This window comes from Pseudomonas sp. ANT_H12B, from assembly GCF_008369325.1.
In the GTDB taxonomy this organism is placed as follows: domain Bacteria; phylum Pseudomonadota; class Gammaproteobacteria; order Pseudomonadales; family Pseudomonadaceae; genus Aquipseudomonas.
This window is the reverse complement of the sequence record NZ_VOBI01000011.1, coordinates 33,256-52,278: the sequence shown is the minus strand read 5'-3', so window position 1 is coordinate 52,278 and position 19,023 is coordinate 33,256. Positions and strand designations below refer to the sequence as shown.

General features: G+C 57.9%; 19 protein-coding genes. 13 read left to right on the top strand and 6 right to left on the bottom strand.

Going from position 1 to position 19,023, the window contains the following annotated elements; translation table 11 throughout:
• Positions 1-21 precede the first annotated feature (21 nt).
• The 7 genes from odhB (at position 22) to FQ185_RS17930 (ending at position 8,059) form a co-directional block, all read left to right on the top strand.
• The gene (odhB, locus tag FQ185_RS17960; RefSeq protein WP_149418578.1) at positions 22-1,242 is read left to right on the top strand and encodes a 2-oxoglutarate dehydrogenase complex dihydrolipoyllysine-residue succinyltransferase; all 1,221 of its coding nucleotides are present in this window, start codon (positions 22-24) and stop codon (positions 1,240-1,242) included.
• Positions 1,243-1,341: 99 nt separating this feature from the next.
• Positions 1,342-2,778: a dihydrolipoyl dehydrogenase gene (gene lpdA, locus FQ185_RS17955; RefSeq protein WP_149418577.1), complete on the top strand. Its 1,437-nt coding sequence runs from the start codon at positions 1,342-1,344 to the stop codon at positions 2,776-2,778.
• Positions 2,779-2,977: 199 nt separating this feature from the next.
• Complete coding sequence (gene sucC / locus FQ185_RS17950; RefSeq protein ID WP_008148602.1) at positions 2,978-4,144, top strand: ADP-forming succinate--CoA ligase subunit beta; 1,167 nt, start codon at positions 2,978-2,980, stop codon at positions 4,142-4,144.
• Entirely contained in the window at positions 4,144-5,025 is an 882-nt protein-coding gene (gene sucD, locus FQ185_RS17945; protein WP_008148605.1) for a succinate--CoA ligase subunit alpha, read from the top strand. Before sucC ends, sucD begins: the two co-directional genes overlap by 1 nt.
• 421 nt (positions 5,026-5,446) lie before the next feature.
• Complete coding sequence (gene brnQ / locus FQ185_RS17940) at positions 5,447-6,760, top strand: branched-chain amino acid transport system II carrier protein (RefSeq protein ID WP_149418576.1); 1,314 nt, start codon at positions 5,447-5,449, stop codon at positions 6,758-6,760.
• A gap of 160 nt (positions 6,761-6,920) precedes the next feature.
• Positions 6,921-7,658 carry a DUF599 domain-containing protein gene (locus FQ185_RS17935; RefSeq protein ID WP_149418575.1) on the top strand — a complete coding sequence of 246 codons (738 nt, stop codon included), beginning with the start codon at positions 6,921-6,923 and terminating at the stop codon, positions 7,656-7,658.
• On the top strand, positions 7,658-8,059 hold the full coding sequence (locus FQ185_RS17930) for an MAPEG family protein (RefSeq protein ID WP_149418574.1): 402 nt from the start codon (positions 7,658-7,660) through the stop codon (positions 8,057-8,059). Before FQ185_RS17935 ends, FQ185_RS17930 begins: the two co-directional genes overlap by 1 nt.
• A 73-nt stretch (positions 8,060-8,132) precedes the next feature.
• Here FQ185_RS17930 and FQ185_RS17925 read toward each other — a convergent pair whose 3' ends face one another.
• On the bottom strand, positions 8,133-8,381 hold the full coding sequence (locus FQ185_RS17925) for a hypothetical protein (RefSeq protein ID WP_149418573.1): 249 nt from the start codon (positions 8,379-8,381) through the stop codon (positions 8,133-8,135).
• Positions 8,382-8,539: 158 nt separating this feature from the next.
• On the opposite strand from FQ185_RS17925, the gene FQ185_RS17920 reads away from it, so the two are divergent.
• The 4 genes from FQ185_RS17920 to FQ185_RS17905 all read left to right on the top strand — a co-directional run bounded on the left by FQ185_RS17920 (position 8,540) and on the right by FQ185_RS17905 (position 12,247).
• Positions 8,540-9,016 (top strand): PaaI family thioesterase, encoded by a 477-nt coding sequence (locus FQ185_RS17920; protein WP_149418572.1) that lies wholly within the window; start codon positions 8,540-8,542, stop codon positions 9,014-9,016.
• On the top strand, positions 9,013-9,465 hold the full coding sequence (locus tag FQ185_RS17915) for a PaaI family thioesterase (RefSeq protein WP_149418571.1): 453 nt from the start codon (positions 9,013-9,015) through the stop codon (positions 9,463-9,465). The genes FQ185_RS17920 and FQ185_RS17915 overlap by 4 nt, the downstream gene beginning before the upstream one ends.
• An 82-nt stretch (positions 9,466-9,547) precedes the next feature.
• Positions 9,548-11,452, top strand: coding sequence for a molecular chaperone HtpG (gene htpG, locus FQ185_RS17910; RefSeq protein ID WP_149418570.1), 1,905 nt, complete (start codon positions 9,548-9,550; stop codon positions 11,450-11,452).
• 66 nt (positions 11,453-11,518) lie between these two features.
• Positions 11,519-12,247 carry a dienelactone hydrolase family protein gene (locus FQ185_RS17905; protein ID WP_149418569.1) on the top strand — a complete coding sequence of 243 codons (729 nt, stop codon included), beginning with the start codon at positions 11,519-11,521 and terminating at the stop codon, positions 12,245-12,247.
• Positions 12,248-12,284: 37 nt separating this feature from the next.
• Here the strand turns inward: FQ185_RS17905 and FQ185_RS17900 are convergent, their stop codons facing one another.
• Positions 12,285-13,172 carry a pirin family protein gene (locus tag FQ185_RS17900; protein WP_149418568.1) on the bottom strand — a complete coding sequence of 296 codons (888 nt, stop codon included), beginning with the start codon at positions 13,170-13,172 and terminating at the stop codon, positions 12,285-12,287.
• Positions 13,173-13,234: 62 nt separating this feature from the next.
• Complete coding sequence (locus tag FQ185_RS17895) at positions 13,235-13,651, bottom strand: OsmC family protein (RefSeq protein WP_149418567.1); 417 nt, start codon at positions 13,649-13,651, stop codon at positions 13,235-13,237.
• Between the two features lie 151 nt (positions 13,652-13,802).
• Between FQ185_RS17895 and FQ185_RS17890 the strand changes: the two genes are divergently transcribed.
• On the top strand, positions 13,803-14,807 hold the full coding sequence (locus FQ185_RS17890; RefSeq protein WP_149418566.1) for an amidohydrolase family protein: 1,005 nt from the start codon (positions 13,803-13,805) through the stop codon (positions 14,805-14,807).
• A 329-nt stretch (positions 14,808-15,136) separates the two neighbouring features.
• On the opposite strand, the gene FQ185_RS17885 is transcribed toward FQ185_RS17890, so the two are convergent.
• The 3 genes from FQ185_RS17885 to purM are packed head-to-tail and all read right to left on the bottom strand — an operon-like array spanning position 15,137 to position 17,579.
• Positions 15,137-15,850 carry a DUF3108 domain-containing protein gene (locus FQ185_RS17885; protein WP_149418565.1) on the bottom strand — a complete coding sequence of 238 codons (714 nt, stop codon included), beginning with the start codon at positions 15,848-15,850 and terminating at the stop codon, positions 15,137-15,139.
• An 8-nt stretch (positions 15,851-15,858) separates the two neighbouring features.
• Positions 15,859-16,509 carry a phosphoribosylglycinamide formyltransferase gene (purN, locus tag FQ185_RS17880; RefSeq protein ID WP_149418564.1) on the bottom strand — a complete coding sequence of 217 codons (651 nt, stop codon included), beginning with the start codon at positions 16,507-16,509 and terminating at the stop codon, positions 15,859-15,861.
• A gap of 11 nt (positions 16,510-16,520) precedes the next feature.
• On the bottom strand, positions 16,521-17,579 hold the full coding sequence (gene purM, locus FQ185_RS17875; protein WP_076030216.1) for a phosphoribosylformylglycinamidine cyclo-ligase: 1,059 nt from the start codon (positions 17,577-17,579) through the stop codon (positions 16,521-16,523).
• Positions 17,580-17,961: 382 nt separating this feature from the next.
• Between purM and FQ185_RS17870 the strand changes: the two genes are divergently transcribed.
• Complete coding sequence (locus tag FQ185_RS17870; protein ID WP_149418563.1) at positions 17,962-19,023, top strand: DUF2066 domain-containing protein; 1,062 nt, start codon at positions 17,962-17,964, stop codon at positions 19,021-19,023.

Here is a 19,023-nt window from a genome sequence, read left to right as displayed (position 1 = left end):
GAATTTAAGGACCCACAGATAATGGCTATCGAAATCAAAGCCCCCACTTTCCCGGAATCGGTTGCCGATGGCACCGTTGCCACCTGGCACAAAAAGCCGGGCGAGGCCGTCAAGCGCGATGACCTGATCGTCGACATCGAAACTGACAAAGTCGTACTGGAAGTGTTGGCCACCGCTGACGGCGTGCTGGGCGCTATCGTCAAGAACGAAGGCGACACCGTTCTGTCCGACGAAGTTCTGGGCTCGATCGAAGCGGGCAGCGCTGCTGCCGCTCCAGCCGCCGCTGCTGCTCCGGCCGCTGCACAGGCCGCTGCTCCAGCCGCCGAAGGCGAAGACGATCCTGTTGCTGCACCGGCTGCTCGCAAGCTGGCTGAAGAAAACGGTATCAACATCGCTTCCGTTGCCGGCACTGGCAAAGGCGGTCGTGTGACCAAGGAAGACGTGGTAGCGGCTGTTGCTGCCAAGAAATCCGCTCCGGCTGCCGCGCCTGCCAAGACTGCTGCACCTGCTGCTGCCGCTCCAGTGTTCGCTGCCGGTGACCGCGTTGAAAAACGCGTTCCAATGACCCGTCTGCGCGCCAAGGTTGCCGAGCGTCTGGTTGAAGCTCAATCGAACATGGCGATGCTGACCACTTTCAACGAAGTCGACATGACCGAAGTCATGGCACTGCGTTCGAAGTACAAGGACCTGTTCGAGAAGTCCCACAACGGCGTGCGCCTGGGCTTCATGTCGTTCTTCGTCAAGGCTGCTACCGAAGCGCTGAAACGCTACCCGGCGGTCAACGCGTCGATCGACGGTGCCGACATCGTTTACCACGGCTACGCCGACGTCGGTGTTGCTGTTTCCAGCGACCGTGGCCTGGTTGTACCGGTTCTGCGTAACGCCGAACTGATGAGCCTTGCTGAAATCGAAGGCGGCATCGCCACCTTCGGCAAGAAGGCTCGTGACGGCAAACTGTCGATGGACGAGATGACCGGTGGTACGTTCACCATCACCAACGGTGGTACCTTCGGTTCGATGATGTCGACCCCGATCGTCAACCCGCCGCAAGCGGCAATCCTGGGCATGCACAACATTCTGCAGCGTCCTATGGCGATCAACGGTCAGGTCGTTATCCGTCCGATGATGTACCTGGCTCTGTCCTACGATCACCGTCTGATCGATGGCAAAGAAGCTGTGACCTTCCTGGTTACCATCAAGAACCTGCTGGAAGACCCGGCTCGTTTGCTGCTGGATATCTGATAGAAGCAGCTGCGGGTTTCAAGCTACAAGCTGCAGGAAATGGCAGCTTGGCTTGAAGCTTGCGGCTTCAAGCTTGCCGCAAAAAAGAGGATTTTTTGAATGTCGCAGAAATTTGACGTAGTAGTGATCGGTGCGGGCCCTGGCGGCTACGTGGCTGCCATTAAAGCAGCACAACTGGGCCTCACCACTGCCTGCATCGAGAAGTACACCGACAAGGAAGGCAAACTGGCTCTGGGCGGAACTTGCCTGAACGTCGGCTGCATTCCATCCAAGGCGCTGCTGGACAGCTCCTGGAAATACAAGGAAGCCAAAGAGGGCTTCGCGATCCACGGTATCAATCACGCTGGCGTGACCATGGACGTGGCGGCAATGGTTGGCCGTAAAGCCACCATCGTCAAAGGCCTGACCTCTGGTGTTGCAACCCTGTTCAAGGCGAACGGCGTTATTTCCCTGCAAGGCCACGGCAAGCTGCTGGCCGGCAAGAAAGTCGAACTGACCAAGGCAGACGGCACCGTCGAAATCATCGAAGCCGAGAACGTGATCCTGGCTTCGGGCTCGCGTCCGATCGACATTCCACCGGCTCCGGTTGACCAGAACGTGATCGTCGATTCGACCGGCGCTCTGGAATTCCAATCGGTACCCAAGCGTCTGGGCGTGATCGGCGCTGGCGTAATCGGTCTGGAGTTGGGTTCGGTATGGTCCCGCCTGGGTTCCGAAGTCGTTGTTCTGGAAGCGCTGGAGAAATTCCTGCCGGCCGCTGACGACGCGGTTTCCAAGGAAGCCTACAAGACCCTGACCAAACAAGGTCTGGACATCAAGCTGGGCGCTCGCGTCACCGGCTCCAAAGTGAACGGCGACGAAGTCGTTGTGAGCTACACCGATGCCAATGGCGAACAGAGCATCACCTTCGACAAGCTGATCGTTGCCGTTGGTCGCCGTCCAGTGACCACCGAGCTGCTGGCAGCTGACAGCGGTGTGAACATCGACGAACGTGGTTTCGTTTTCGTTGACGACCAGTGCGCGACCAGCGTTCCGGGCGTTTTCGCAATCGGCGACGTGGTTCGCGGCATGATGCTGGCGCACAAGGCGTCCGAAGAAGGCATCATGGTGGTTGAGCGCATCAAGGGCCACAAAGCCCAAATCAACTATGACCTGATCCCGTCTGTTATTTATACTCACCCGGAAATCGCGTGGGTCGGCAAAACCGAGCAGGTCTTGAAGGCTGAAGGCGTTGAAGTTAACGTTGGCACCTTCCCGTTCGCAGCCAGTGGCCGTGCCATGGCAGCCAACGACACCGGCGGTTTCGTGAAAGTCATCGCTGATGCCAAGACTGACCGCGTACTGGGCGTCCACGTGATTGGCCCGAGCGCTGCAGAACTGGTTCAGCAGGGCGCGATCGGTATGGAATTCGGCACCAGTGCCGAAGACCTGGGCATGATGGTTTTCTCCCATCCGACCCTGTCCGAAGCCTTGCACGAAGCTGCTCTGGCAGTGAATGGCGGCGCCATTCACATCGCCAACCGCAAGAAGCGTTAAGAAAAGACAATAAGAAACCACGGCGGAAGGCCCGTCGTGAGCCTTGCGTGCAAGACTCACCGCGGAATGTCCGCCGGACGCAGCCTTGCGTAGTTTCACCGGTTATCCGGAACACCTACGCAAGCAGCAGTCACAGGTGGTGCGGCACTGAACAAGTGCAGCACCGAATGCGCAGTACCTAACGAAGACGGTAATAAGCATGAATCTTCACGAGTATCAGGGTAAGCAGCTGTTCGCTGAATACGGCCTGCCAGTATCCCAGGGTTTCGCCGTAGACACCCCGGAAGCAGCAGCAGAAGCGTGCGACAAAATCGGCGGGACCGAATGGGTTGTCAAAGCCCAGGTTCACGCAGGTGGTCGCGGTAAAGCGGGCGGCGTTAAGCTGGTTCGCAGCAAAGAAGACGCCAAAGCATTCGCTCAACAGTGGTTGGGCAAGCGTCTGGTGACTTACCAGACTGATGCCAATGGTCAGCCAGTCACCAAGATCCTGGTTGAATCGTGCACTGATATCGCTAAAGAGCTGTACCTGGGCGCTGTCGTTGACCGTTCGAGCCGTCGCATCGTGTTCATGGCTTCCACCGAAGGTGGCGTGGACATCGAGAAGATCGCTCACGACACCCCTGAGAAAATCCTCAAGGCCACTATCGATCCACTGGTTGGCGCTCAGCCATTCCAGGGTCGCGAGCTGGCGTTCCAGCTGGGCCTGGAAGGCAAGCAAGTTGCTCAGTTCGCCAAGATCTTCGTAGGTCTGGCCAAGCTGTTCAAGGATCACGACCTGGCTCTGCTGGAAGTGAACCCGCTGGTGATCAAGGCTGACGGCGATCTGCATTGCCTCGACGCCAAGATCAACATCGACGCCAACGCCATGTACCGTCAGCCTAAGCTGAAGACTTTCCACGATCCGTCGCAAGACGATCCGCGCGAAGCGCACGCTGCCAAGTTCGAACTGAACTACGTAGCGCTGGAAGGCAACATCGGTTGCATGGTCAACGGTGCTGGCCTGGCCATGGGTACCATGGACATCGTCAACCTGCATGGCGGCAAACCAGCCAACTTCCTCGACGTGGGCGGCGGTGCTACCAAAGAGCGCGTTACCGAAGCGTTCAAGATCATCCTGTCCGACACTAACGTCGCTGCAGTATTGGTCAACATCTTCGGCGGCATCGTTCGTTGCGACATGATTGCCGAAGGCATCATCGGTGCTGTGAAAGAAGTCGGCGTGAAAATCCCGGTTGTTGTTCGCCTTGAAGGCAACAACGCTGAGCTGGGCGCTAAAGTATTGGCAGAAAGCGGTTTGAACATCATCGCTGCTACCAGCCTGACCGACGCTGCTCAACAAGTTGTCAAAGCTGCGGAGGGCAAATAATGAGCGTCCTGATCAATAAAGACACCAAAGTTATCTGCCAGGGTATTACCGGTTCGCAAGGTAGTTTCCACACCCAGCAAGCCATCGAATACGGCACCAAGATGGTCGGTGGCGTAACTCCTGGTAAAGGCGGCACCGAGCACCTGGGTCTGCCAGTGTTCAACACCGTGAAAGATGCTGTAGCTGCCACCGGCGCCACCGCCAGCGTGATCTACGTTCCGGCTCCTTTCTGCAAGGACTCCATCCTGGAAGCAGCATTCGGCGGCATCAAGCTGATCGTTTGCATCACTGAAGGCATTCCTACCCTGGACATGCTGGATGCCAAGGTCAAGTGCGACGAACTGGGCGTAGTCCTGATCGGTCCTAACTGCCCAGGCGTGATCACTCCAGGCGAATGCAAGATCGGCATCATGCCAGGTCACATTCACTTGCCAGGCAAGGTCGGTATCGTTTCCCGTTCCGGCACCCTGACCTACGAAGCTGTGAAGCAGACTACTGACGCCGGTTTCGGTCAGTCGACTTGCGTCGGCATCGGTGGTGACCCGATCCCGGGTTCGAACTTCATCGACATCCTGAAGCTGTTCCAGGAAGACCCGAAGACCGAAGCGATCGTCATGATCGGTGAGATCGGCGGTTCGGCTGAAGAAGAAGCGGCTGCCTACATCAAGGCACACGTGACCAAGCCGGTTGTTTCCTACATCGCCGGTGTGACTGCCCCTGCGGGCAAGCGCATGGGCCATGCTGGCGCAATCATCTCTGGCGGCAAGGGCACTGCAGACGAGAAGTTTGCTGCCCTGGAAGACGCAGGCGTTAAAACCGTGCGTTCGCTGGCAGACATCGGCAAGGCTTTGTCCGAGCTGACCGGTTGGGCGATCAAGTAAGCCTCGCGCTTAGCTGACGCTTCACCAAACAAAGGCCACCTTCGGGTGGCCTTTGTCGTTTCCGGGTGATCGTTCCCACGCTCTGCGTGGGAATGCCGCCAGGGACGCTCCGCGTTCCGCCTTTGAATGCGACGCAGAGCGTCCCGGGATACATTCCTACGCTGCGCGTGGGAACGATCTGTCCTGAGGTAGGAAATTTAGATATGTAAACGCGACACGGAAATGTCGTGTATCGGATAGTTCGCACCCTAACAGTGCGTTTGTTGGGCAAATTCGTTAGGCTAGCCGCCATTTTTGCGTTTGCGTCCCACAAGGAAGCGTCGCGCTAAACGGGTCGGTCCTACACGCACCGACAGCATTTCCCTCACCCATATGGGAAATCCCTCTCTAAATTCCGATTCAGTAGTGTGGTATTTCCGTAATGAAAGTGTTGAAAGGCCAGGACATCCTGGCGCTTGGTTTTATGACGTTTGCCCTGTTCGTCGGGGCTGGCAACATCATTTTCCCGCCTATCGTCGGTTTGCAGTCCGGGCCTCACGTCTGGATGGCGGCGCTGGGTTTCCTGATCACTGCGGTCGGTCTGCCAGTGATCACCGTGGTTGCCCTGGCCAAGGTCGGTGGTGCAATGGATGCGTTGAGCAGCCCGATCGGTAAAATCGCCGGTGGCATACTCGCCGCTGCGTGCTACCTCGCCGTTGGCCCGTTGTTCGCGACGCCGCGCACCGCGACCGTATCGTTCGAAGTGGGCCTGGCGCCGCTGACCGGCGAGAGCCCGCTGGCGCTGTTCCTCTACAGCTCGGTGTACTTTCTGCTGGTGTTCTTCATATCGCTCTATCCGGGGCGTCTGCTGGATACCGTCGGACGTTTCCTCGCACCGCTGAAGATCATCGCCCTGGCCGTTCTCGGCATCGCAGCGTTCGCATTGCCAGCCGGTGATGTCGGTGTGGCAACCCCTGAATATGTGGCGGCGCCGTTTTCCCAAGGGTTCATCAATGGTTACCTGACCATGGATACCCTGGGCGCGCTGGTGTTCGGCATCGTCATCGTCAACGCGATCCGCTCCCGTGGCGTCGAGTCGCCAGCATTGATCACTCGTTACGCGATCATTGCCGGGTTGATTGCCGGCGTCGGTCTGGCACTGGTGTATGTCAGCCTGTTCCGCCTCGGTTCGGGCAGCCATGAAGTAGCCGCCGGTGCCGCGAACGGCGCGGCAGTCCTGCACGCTTACGTGCAGCACACCTTCGGTTCGCTGGGCAGCGGTTTCCTCGCCGTGTTGATCTCCCTGGCCTGCCTGGTGACGGCGGTTGGTCTGACCTGTGCCTGCGCCGAATACTTTAGCCGTGTGTTGCCGCTGTCCTACAAGACGCTGGTCATTATCCTGGCCGTGTTCTCCCTGTTTGTGTCCAACCTGGGCCTCACCAAGCTGATTGCGTTCTCTATCCCGGTGCTGACCGCGATCTACCCGCCGTGCATCGCCCTGGTTGCCCTGAGCTTCTGCAAGGACTTCTGGCATGAGCAGGGCCGCATCGTCGGCCCGGTAATGTTGGTCTCGTTCATTTTCGGTCTGATCGACGCCCTCAAGGGCGCGGGCCTGGCGGACTGGATGCCGACTCAACTGGCTCACCTGCCGCTGAGCGAGCAAGGCCTGGCGTGGCTGGTGCCGTCGGTCATGACCCTGGTGGTCGCGGTGGTCTGCGATCGTCTGCTAGGCAAGCGCGAAGAAGCCCTGGCTTAAGCTTCTTTGCCCCGCCAAAAGCGGGCTTGAGCGCAAATGGAAATGCCCCGTATCAATCGATACGGGGCATTTTTTATGGGCGTGATGCGGTGTCTTTTTTTGTGAGCTAACGTCGAAGCACTACAGGTTTCACGTTCGCCAACGTCTCACAGGGAATTGCATGTCGTTCATCCACGCCAATCTGATCCACATCCTCGCCGCGGTCTGGTTCGCCATCTGCTGGGGCGGTTACACCCGCTATGCAACATGGAAGGGCCGCGACACCGCATGCCTGGCCAGTGTTCTGCATCTTTATCGCGAAGACTGGATGCGCCGTATGTTGCTACGCGACAACCGTATCGCCGACGCCAGCGTGGTCGGCAACCTGGAACGCAACGCCTCGTTTTTCGCTTCCAGCACACTGATTATCCTGGCCGGCATTCTTACGGTACTGGGTGCTTCGGAAAGGGCCGTGTCGCTACTGGCGGATATCCCGATGGTGCAACAGGCGTCCCAAGGGATGTCGGAGATCAAGTTGCTGTGCCTGGCAATGGTGTTTGTTTATGCGTTCTTTACGTTCAGCTGGTGCATGCGTCAGTACAACTTCGCGGCGATTCTGATTGGCTCGGCGCCGATGGTCGGTGAACGCCACGTTTCCGAGCAAGAGCGTAAAGCGTTTGCAGCCCGTGCGGCCAGAGTCATCTCCATGGCGGCCAACCAGTTCAACTTTGGTCTGCGTTCCTATTATTTCGGCATGACCATGCTGGCCTGGTTCGTCAGCCCGTGGTTGTTCATGTTGATGAGTACCGGTGTAGTGCTGGTGCTGTATCGCCGGGAGTTTCATTCCGACGTTCTCGACGTGATGGTCTATACCCCTACAGAGGCGCCATTGCCCGAAGCGAACAAAGAGGCTGCTTGATGAGTATTCCGTTCTGGTGTGTGTTTATCAGTGCCTTGTTGATTTACGTGGCCAAGATCCCTGTGGCCAAAGCCATGAACGAGCAGGGTGGTTACGACAATCACCTGCCGCGTCAGCAACAGGCACAACTCACCGGTTTCGGCGCGCGAGCAGTGGCGGCTCATCAGAACTGTTTCGAGGCGTTCATATTGTTTGCGGTGGGGGTGTTGATGGCGCACACCACACAAACAGCGGGATGGCTGGTTGACACGTTGGCCATCATCTTTGTGATCACGCGCGTCATTTACTTGTTGTGCTACTGGGGGGACTTGGCCTGGCAGCGCAGTCTGGTGTGGTTTGTGGGTTTAGTCTGTTCGCTGTTGCTGATGATTAGTCCGACTTTCAGGACGATTTTGCTGTAATGCCTCCAAACAAAATCGTCAGACAAAAGAAAACCCGCACTTGGCGGGTTTTCTTTTATCACACTAAAAACACTTAGTTTTTAGGTGCTGCTTCCGGAGCAGTTTCTTCTGTTGCAGCTTTGTTCGATTCAGCCTGATCTTTGGCTGCTTCGGCGTTTTCTTTCGCTGCGTCGTTCACTTTATCCTGAGCTTCGTTCATTTTTTCCTGGGCTTGCTCAGCATGTTGATTAGCATCTTGAGCTTTGTCCTCGGATTTTTTATCGCAGGCAGCGAGACCGAGGGAAGCGGCCAACATCAAGGCAATAGCTAAAGTCTTACGCATGGGGTGTTTCTCCTTATGGAAAATATCTACTGGCCTTTCGAGCACAGCCGATGGCTTTAAGTTCCTCAATTCGCTCAGATATATAAGTTTGGTTTACGGCGGAACTTTTACCCTTTCGCCTGCTGCCTTCACCGGACACTAAGAAGAGTTTTTATCAAATGGCCGAAAACCCTGTTTTTGAGCGTGCGACGCGATTTTTGTCGGCGCTGCGACATTGTCAGGTACTTGGGTTGCGGGTTCTCAGCGCCAGTAGCGAAGGGCTCACAGTGATTTTGCCGTACAGCCCGCAAATCGTCGGCAACCCGCAGTCCGGCGTGATCCACGGCGGTGCCCTGACTTCATTGATGGACACCGCGTGTGGCATGTCCACGCTTTGCGTGCTGCCCGAATTTGAAGTCTGCCCGACCCTCGATCTGCGTATCGACTACATGCACGCCGCCGAGCCCCACAAAGATGTCTACGGCTTCGCCCAGTGCTACCGGGTGACCACCGATGTGATCTTTGCTCGCGGTTTTGCCTATCAGGATGACCCTGAACAACCGATTGCCCATGTGGTCGGCACTTTTATGCGCATGGGCAAGGGCATCAAGGGCACCAAAGGCTTTGGCGGCGTCATCGCCGGAGGTGCGAAATGACCGATACTTTCAAGGAACAACTTCAACAGGCCCATGAACAGGGCGACTACGCCTCGCTGCTGCACCTGATTCCCTACGCCAAACTGATCGGCGTCGAGTGTTCCCGGGTCGGGGATGAGCTGTTGTTTCGCTTGCCGGCCAGCAAGGACAACATTGGTAACCCTTTATTGCCGGCGATTCATGGCGGTGTGATCGCCGGGTTTATGGAGCTGTCCGCAGCGCTGCACTTGCTGATTTTCACTGGCTCGCCGGGCGTTCCGAAAATTATCGACTTCTCCCTCGATTACCTGCGCGCGGGGCAGTTTCGCGATACCTGGGCCCGATGCCAGGTTTGCCGCCAGGGGCGTCGGGTCGCCAACGTCGCGGTTACGGCCTGGCAAAGCACCGAAGCCGAGCCGATTGCCACGGCCCGAGGTCATTTCAAAATAGAAGAGCCCTTGAAATCCTGAACTCAGCCCCCAACTTTGATGACAACCCGCCGCCGCCCCTCAAGGGTCGCGGCCACTGCCATCTGATTGGAGTTTGATGACCATGAGTGTGGAAACTCAAAAGGAAACCCTGGGCTTCCAGACCGAGGTGAAGCAGCTGCTGCACCTCATGATCCATTCGCTGTATTCCAACAAGGAAATTTTCCTTCGCGAATTGATCTCGAACGCCTCTGACGCTGTCGACAAATTACGTTTCGAAGCCCTGTCCAAGCCTGAACTGCTAGAAGGTGGCGCCGAGCTGAAAATCCGTGTGAGCTTCGACAAGGACGCTAAAACCGTCACCCTCGAAGACAACGGTATCGGCATGAGCCGTGAAGAGGCAATCACCCATCTGGGGACCATCGCCAAATCCGGTACTGCCGATTTCATGAAACATCTTTCCGGCGATCAGAAAAAAGACTCGCACCTGATCGGTCAGTTCGGTGTTGGTTTCTACTCGGCGTTCATCGTCGCCGATAAAGTCGACGTGTTCAGCCGTCGCGCCGGTGATGCAGCCAGCGAAGGCGTGCACTGGTCGTCCAAAGGCGAAGGTGACTTCGAAGTTGCCACCGTCGAGAAAGCCGAGCGCGGCACTCGCATTGTCCTGCACCTGAAGTCCGGTGAAGACGAGTTCGCCGATGGCTGGCGTCTGCGCAACATCATCAAGAAGTACTCCGATCACATCGCTTTGCCGATCGAGTTGCCGAAAGAAGTGGCAGCCGTTGAAGGCGAAGAGCAGCCAGCGCTTGAATGGGAAACCGTCAACCGCGCCAGTGCCCTGTGGACTCGCCCTCGCACTGAAGTGAAAGACGAGGAATACCAGGAGTTCTACAAACACGTTGCTCACGACTTCGAGAACCCGCTGAGCTGGAGCCACAACAAGGTCGAAGGCAAGCTCGAATACAGCTCGCTGCTCTACGTACCGGCCCGTGCTCCGTTCGATCTGTACCAGCGTGAAGCGCCGAAAGGCCTGAAGCTGTACGTGCAGCGCGTGTTCGTGATGGATCAGGCCGAGTCGTTCCTGCCGCTGTATCTGCGCTTCATCAAAGGCGTGGTCGATTCCAACGATCTGTCGCTGAACGTGTCGCGGGAAATCCTGCAGAAAGACCCGATCATCGACTCCATGAAGTCGGCGTTGACCAAGCGCGTTCTCGACATGCTGGAAAAACTGGCGAAGAACGAGCCTGAGCAATACAAAGGCTTCTGGAAAAACTTCGGCCAGGTCATGAAAGAAGGCCCGGCAGAAGACTTCGCCAACAAAGAGAAAATCGCTGGCCTGCTGCGTTTCGCATCGACTAGCGGTGATGAAGGCGAGCAAGTTGTGGGTCTGGCTGAATACCTGGCTCGCGCCAAGGAAGGTCAGGACAAGATCTATTACCTGACCGGCGACACCTACGCGCAAGTCAAAAACAGCCCGCACCTGGAAGTCTTCCGCAAGAAAGGCATCGAAGTGCTGCTGCTGACTGACCGCATCGATGAGTGGCTGATGAGCTACCTCAGCGATTTCGACGGCAAGAGCTTTGTCGATGTGGCTCGCGGTGACCTGGACCTGGGCAACCTGGACTCGGAAGAGGACAAGAAAGCCGCGGAAGAAGTCGCCAAGTCCAAAGAAGGTCTGGTTGAGCGTCTGAAAACTGCACTGGGCGACTCCGTTGCTGAAGTGCGGGTTTCCCACCGTTTGACCGATTCCCCGGCGATTCTGGCCATTGGCGAGCAGGACCTGGGCATGCAGATGCGTCAGATCCTGGAAGCCAGCGGTCAGAAGGTTCCGGAATCGAAGCCGATCTTCGAATTCAACCCGGCTCACCCGCTGATCGAGAAACTCGATAACGAGCAGAGTGAGGAACGCTTCGGCGACCTGTCGCACATTCTCTTCGATCAGGCGGCCCTCGCGGCCGGCGACAGCTTGAAAGACCCGGCTGCGTACGTGCGCCGTCTCAACAAGCTGCTGGTTGAACTGTCGGTTTAACTGCGTTGTACAAAAACCCGCTTCGGCGGGTTTTTTCGTTCTGGCGTCTTTTATTGGGAGTTAATCATGAGCCAAATCACTGTTCGTTCCGTCGCTTATCAGATTGATGGCCAGTCTTATGAAAGCCGTCTCGCCTTTGATGCCGACCATCAAGGCCCGCGCCCGGGGTTGTTGATGGCGCCGAACTGGATGGGTGTCAGCGCCGGAGCCGAGGAGATTGCCAAGTCGGTGGCGGCCAAGGGTTATGTGGTGTTGGTCGCTGACCTCTACGGTCAATCGGTTCGCCCGCAGAATGGCGACGAAGCAGGTGCGGCGATGATGCCGCTCAAGCATGACCGCCCGTTGCTGCGCAAACGCATGCAAGCGGCGTTCGAACAGCTGCAAATCCAGGACGAGGCGGCGGTTGATACGACGAAACTGGCAACTTTCGGTTTCTGCTTCGGCGGTTGCTGCGCTCTGGACCTGGCTCGCACCGGCGTGGCTGTAAAAGCCGCAGTGTCGTTCCACGGAACGCTGGATTCGCCGAACCCGGCGGATGCCAGAAACATCAAAGGTCCGGTGTTGGTGTTGCACGGCGCATCCGATCCATTGGTGCCGAAAGAGCAATTGCCGGCGTTTGAAGATGAAATGAACGCGGCGGGCGTGGATTGGCAGTTGTTGAGCTACGGCGGCGCGGTGCATTCGTTCACTGATCCGCATGCCAATGTGCCGGGCATGATGATGTACGACGCGAAAATCGCTGCCCGGGCGTTTGCGTCGATGCATAACTTGCTGGATGAAGTCTTTAAAGGTTAACCGTTGATCGTTCCCACGCAGAGCGTGGGAACGATCATTACAGCGGGGTTGGCTCGCTTCGTCCTTTTGGCAATTCGATCCGCTCACTTTCCCCTGGCACCGTTGGCCAATCCCCGGCCGCCCAGCGCCGACGTGCCTCGTCGATCAACGCCGGATCGCTGGCCACAAAATTCCAGTTGATCCGTCGTGGCCCGTCCAGTGGTGCGCCGCCAAACAGCACGGCATGACAGTCGCTCTGAGCAAACAGCGTCATCTCTTCCCCGACAGGTAGCACCACCAGCGAATGCGGTTCTATCAGCTCGCCATCAAGCTGTACCTCGCCATCCAGCACATACAATGCTCGTTCTTCATGCTCGGTCGGAATCCGCAAAGTCGTCGCTGTTTGCAGGTTCAACTCGACATACAGCGTAGGAGAGAGCACTGGCACCGGTGATTCCAGGCAAAAGCCTGAGCCGGCAATCATGCGGATTTTCACCCCAAGGTTATCGCTGACCGGTAGCGTGGCCGCCGGATGGTGGCTGTAGTGTCCGGGACCGTGCTCATGATCCTTGGGTGACGCCAGCCAGATCTGCAAGCCGTGCATCGTGAACCCGCTTTCCTTCAAGGCTTCAGGTGTACGTTCGACGTGGGCAATCGCGCTGCCCGCGGTCATCCAGCTGACATCACCGGCGCCCACCACTTGATCGGAGCCGAGGCTGTCCTTGTGCTGGATTTGCCCTTCGAACAAGTAGGTGAGGGTGGACAGACCGATGTGCGGATGCTGACGGATGTTCATGCCTTTGCCCGCCGGATAACCGGTTTCGAGCATGTGGTCAAAAAACACAAAAGGCCCGACGCTGCGGCATTTGGCTGACGGCAACGGGCGAAGAATCGGCTGGCCTTCGACATCTTCGGCGCGGGGGCGGATCACGAGCGGAGTGTTCATAGTGCATTCCAGACTGAGCGGGTGATGCGGTCGAGCATAACCCGCTTGCACAGCCCTTGCCGCTATTGGCTGAATGCGCCTTCGGAAAGATGCGTTTCGATGCTGACTTCGGTGGAGGTCATCAGCTTGTGTATCGGGCAGCGATCGGCTACACGGTGCAGTTCATCGCGCTGAGCGTCAGTGAGCACGCCCTTGAGCGTCAGTTTGACGTGCAGCGCATACTTGCCCTTCTGCTCATCGCTGTTGTCGCGTTTGACTTCAACCGTGACACCGGTGAGCGGGATGTCTTTTTTCTTGGCGTACAGCTTCAGGGTCAGGGCTTTGCAGGCGCCAAGGGCTGCGTCGAAGTAATCGTGTGGCTCAGGCGCCGTATCTTCGCCGCCGAGGGATGTGGGTAGATCGGCAAAGAGTTCGTGGTCATCAATCTGGACGCTGTGACGAAAACCTTCGGCGGAAACGGTGTTGACGGTAACTGTCATGGGAACCTCGCAGGAAAGGAGAAGTCGTTCGATCAAAAAAGACCCTGATGTTATAGAGCATTCCTACGGGCGCGCGTTCCACTTTTTTACCCCGGTGAACCCTGGTTCCCACGGCGGGGTCTACGCTATTCCTACCTTCCGGAGATCGCCCGTGCCTTTGTTTCGCTTTAGCGTTGCCTGCCTGTTGGCCTTTTCCTGTGCCGGTGCCAGCGCTCGCCAATACGCCTATAGCGATGCGCACCTGCATTACGTGGATTTTTTCCAGGAATCGGCGGGCATGCCGAAGTTGCTCAAGGCCATGGCGGAAAATCGCATCGAGCATGTGATGATTTCCGGCATCCCGGTGGCGAAGAAATGGCACGAAGACGAACCCAAACGTCCACGTTATTACGCGGGCGATGACGCCGATGCCTATTGGTACAGCGCGACAGACGTCATCGTTGCCGCCGCCGTGAACAAACTGGCTCCCGAACAGCGTCAGTACTTTCACCCGTTCCTGTCCGGCTTCAACCCCAACGACAAAAACTCCGCGGCTCATATCCAGCGCATGCTCGACCTCAATCCAGGCCTGTGGCAGGGCATCGGCGAAGTCTTTACCCGTCATGACGACCTGACTGCGCTGACGTCCGGCGACACACCGCGGGCCAACAACGAGGCCATGACGCGGATCTATCACCTCGCCGCCGAGAACGACTTGCCGGTGATGCTGCATTCCAACATCACCTCCAAGCGTGAGAAAAATCCGCTGTATCTGTCGGAGGTTGAACAGCCGCTGCGCAATCATCCGCATACACGGTTCATCTGGGCCCATGCCGGCACCAGCGCAGAAATTCATCGACACCAGACCCAGCTGGATTTTCTGCTGCCGACCCTGACGCGAATGCTTGAGGCCTACCCCAATCTATTCATCGATCTGTCCTGGAGCATGCTGACGCCCTATCTGCTGGATGAGCACGGCAAGCCTCGGGAGCAATGGTTGAAGTTGGTGGAGCGCTTTCCTGAGCGCTTCATGCTCGGGTCAGACGTGGTGGGACGTTTCAACAAGCTCGGTAAGGAGATGCACAGCTTCGATCCGTTTCTCGATGCGTTGCCAGAGGATGTTGCGAGAAAAGTCGCGCGGGATAACTTTCTCTCGATTCTGCCGCGTTCGTTGTAGGGACGGTTTACACAGGTGTCTATTCGCCAGACGAAAAAAAAGCCCCGCATTGGCGCAATGCTGTTCACTTAAGCGGAGCAGCGTTGCGATCCACTGGATATCGGGTCTTTGACATCTTCACCACCCCAGGGGGTGTGGTCAGTCAGCACCTCCAGCCTGACAACGGCTTTTCGGTGAACTCAAGAGCCGCACTCAAATCCTGCGCTACTGGCATAAAAAAATCCGGAATCCTTATCAGATTCCGGATTTTCCGGCTGTACGAGGATTAGTCAACAATCCTTAAGTGAACAGCATTGCCGCATTGGCGGGGCTTTTCGTGTCGATCCGGATCAGCTGCCTTTGACAGCCTTGCCGTTGACCGTACCGTCGAGGAGCATGATGTTGTACTCCTTGCCGTCGGTTTCAACCTGTTGCAGGCGGACCAGCAGGTAATCCCAATCCTTGGCGAACCACAGCACAGTGATGCGCTTGCTTTGTGTCGGGTCGCGCACGCGCTCGACCTTGATCGCATCGATCTGGCCAGCCTTGGTGTCGACTTTTTCCGAACCCAGCACACGGAAGTCATAGGTATCGACTTCGCCGTCATCGACGACTTGATAGCTCATGCTTTTCTTGCCGGCGGCAACGTCGTGCTGCAGGGCTAACTGATAAGTGGATTTGTCGACCATGCCGCGATTGAGCGGGATCTTGACCGGGTCACCGCGATCAGTGCCGGTGACCATTTTGTTGGTCCAGTCGAAATCCAGGTCAGCCTTCTTGGCTTTACCCAGGCCGCCACGTTCGAAGTGGTAGGACTGCGGCAGCAGCGTGTCCTTGTCCAGCGTCAGGGTGCTTTCTTCCGTCAGGCTGGCGATCATCATCGAGGCCTTGAAACTGAGTTTCCAGACGCCGTTGGCTTCCTTGGTCAGGCTGCGTTCAGCGGTGCCGCTCATGGGCAACTGCTTCCAGTCAGCGGTGTAGCTGGCGGAGAAAGGTTGAAGTTCTGCAGCCTGCGCAAAGGGCAGGGCGAGCAGTGCGCAAGCGAAGAGCAGGGCGCGACGCATAAAATCTCCTAGGTTCGAATCAAGTGGCCGCTGGCCGCGAGCAACATTCCATCCAGTAAAGCACCTTGCTCGCCGAGTGATAAACGACCTTCGGCAAACCAGCGTACAGCCAACGGGTAGATCAGGTGTTCCTGGGTATGGACTCGCTGCGCCAGACGCTGCGGCGAATCGTGCAACTCTACCGGTATTACTGCCTGTACGACCAGTGGTCCGCCATCGAGTTCCTCGGTGACGAAGTGCACGGAGCAGCCGTGCTCGGTGTCGCCGGCTTCCAGCGCGCGCTGATGAGTGTGTAACCCTTTGTATTTGGGTAGCAGCGAGGGATGGATGTTGAGCAGGCGACCCGTGTAGTGGCGCACGAAGTCAGCGCTGAGAATGCGCATGAACCCGGCCAGTACCACGAGTTTGGGATTGAACGCATCGATCAGTTCGATCAGCGCGGCATCGAAGGCCTCGCGGCCTTCGAAAGCCTTGTGATCCAGAGTGCGGGTGTCGATACCCGCGTCCCTGGCGCGTTGCAGGCCGTAGGCGTCGGCGCGGTTGGAAATCACCGCAGCGATGCGGGCCGGGCTGTCGCCGGTCCGCGTGCTGTCGATCAAGGCCTGCAAGTTACTGCCGGTGCCGGACAATAGCACCACCACATCACAGGTCTGGGACATCCGCTCTTGCATCAGTGTGCCTTGAGGTTCTTCAGTTCAACCGAGGCCGCGCCTTCGGCAGCGGTGGAGATCTGACCGATGACCCAAGGCTGCTCGCCCGCTTCACGCAGGACGTTCAGCGCGGTTTCTACGTGCTCTTGAGCAACGCAGATGACCATGCCCACGCCGCAGTTCAGCACGCGGTGCATTTCGTTTTCGTCAACGTTGCCTTTCTCTTGCAGCCAGTCGAACACCGCAGGACGGGTCCAGCTCGCGACGTCAACCACCGCTTGTGCGCCTTTCGGCAGAACGCGCGGGATGTTGTCCAGCAGGCCACCACCGGTGATGTGGGCCATGGCTTTGACCGCGCCGGTTTCCTTGATCAGCTTGAGCAGTGGCTTCACGTAGATGCGGGTCGGGGCCATCAGCAGGTCGGTCAGCGGTTTGCCGTCGAGCTGGATGTTTTCGATGTCGGCACCGGAGACTTCGATGATCTTGCGGATCAGCGAGTAGCCGTTGGAGTGCGGGCCGGAAGACGGCAGGGCGAGCAGGGCATCGCCGGCAGCGACTTTGGAACCGTCGATGATTTCGGATTTTTCCACGACGCCAACACAGAAACCGGCCAGGTCGTAGTCTTCGCCTTCGTACATGCCAGGCATTTCAGCGGTTTCGCCGCCGACCAGGGAGCAGCCGGACAATTCACAGCCAGCGCCAATGCCGGTCACGACCTGGGTCGCGGTTTCGACGTTGAGTTTGCCGGTGGCATAGTAGTCGAGGAAGAACAGTGGCTCGGCGCCGCAGACCACCAGGTCGTTTACGCACATGGCCACCAGGTCGATGCCGATGCTGTCGTGCTTGTTCAGGTTCAGCGCCAGACGCAGCTTGGTGCCGACGCCGTCGGTACCGGAAACCAGCACGGGCTGCTTGTAGCCGGCCGGGATTTCGCAGAGGGCGCCGAAACCGCCCAGGCCGCCCATGACTTCCGGGCGCGCAGTGCGCTTGGCGACGCTCTTGATGCGTTCGACCAATGCTTCACCGGCGTCGATGTCTACACCGGCGTCCTTGTAGCTCAGGGAGGGTTGCTTGCTCATGATCCAGGCCTTTAGGGGGGATTCAGGGGTAACGACCGAGTCCAGTGGGACCGCCGAAACAAACGAAGGCGAGTGCCATCCGCGAATTTCAGGGTGCCCGGCTGTTGCCGGTCTGCGAAGGCGCGCGATTTTATCAGGCTTGAGGGGCAGCGGCCATCCTCACGCCGACGGCAGGGGCATATAGGCTCAAAAAAACCGTTATTGCTCGTGTCAGTGGCATCCTTCATGGCTGTATAAAGTATCGCTATTAACCGTCTATCGTTAGGGCAGTGCGAAAACTTACCTGGATGGTGTGAATGTTTTGCGCAGGGGTGTGGTCACAGCCTTGCTCGAACATGTTCATGCGGTCTGTGCCAGCCGCTCTTGTCGTCAGGAATCTTCCATGCGTTTTTTTTCTAAATTCTTGTTTGTGGGCTGTTTGTCTTGGGTCAGCCTGGCAAGTCATGCCGAAACCGTCAAAAATCTGTACCAGGTGCGTCAGCCTGTCAGTGCGCAATCCCCGGAGGTGCGCGATCAAGCGACCCAGCAAGCGCTGGATACGCTGATATTGCGCCTGACCGGCGATCCCAAGGCTGTGCAAAATCCGGGCTTGGCAGCCGTGCGCAAAGATCCTCAGCAAATCATCAGTCAGTACGGTTTTGACGCAGGGCCACCGGAAGTGCTGAAAGTCGATTTCGACCCGGCCTCCACCGAACAGGCGTTGCGGCGTGCCGGCCTGTCTCTGTGGGGCGCCAATCGGCCATCGATTCTCGGTTGGTGGTTGAACGACTCCACCGACGGTTCGAGCCTTGTGGGCGATGGCCAGGCCAGCGCGGCGCCATTGCGTCGAGCGGCTCAACACCGTGGTTTGCCGTTGCGTCTGCCGCTGGCAGATCTGAATGAGCAGATCGTCGCTACCGCACCGAATCTGGAAGGCGCTGATCCGGCGCCGTTGCGCGGCGCATCGGAGCGTTACAATGCCGACGCCTTGCTGGCGGTGCATGCCCGTGAAGAAGGTGGCCAATGGCAGGCCAAGTGGCGTTTGTGGCTGGGCGATCAGAAAGAGGCTGGTAGCGTGCAGGGTGCCGATCAGGCTGCCCTGGCCGATGCGGTGCTGCTGGCAGTCACCGAGCGCCTGGCGCCACGGTTCGTGGTCAAGCCGGGTGCGTCGGGCGAACAATTGCTCGAAGTGCAGGGCATGAATCTGGAACGCTATGCGGCGCTTGGACGTTTGCTTGAGCCGTTTGGCGCGCGTCTGCAAAGTGTCGATGGCGATCGCATTCTTTACCGGGTCAATGGCAGTGCCGAGCAGTTGCGGTCACAGCTGTCGCTGGCGAAGTTGCAGGAGGTTCCCGCCGGTCAGGCACCAGCACCGACGGCGCCAGTGCAACCGGTGGCCGACGGTTCGGCGCCTGTCATAGCGCCATCCCCGGCCCCGGTGCCGCAGTTGCGATTCCGTTGGTAA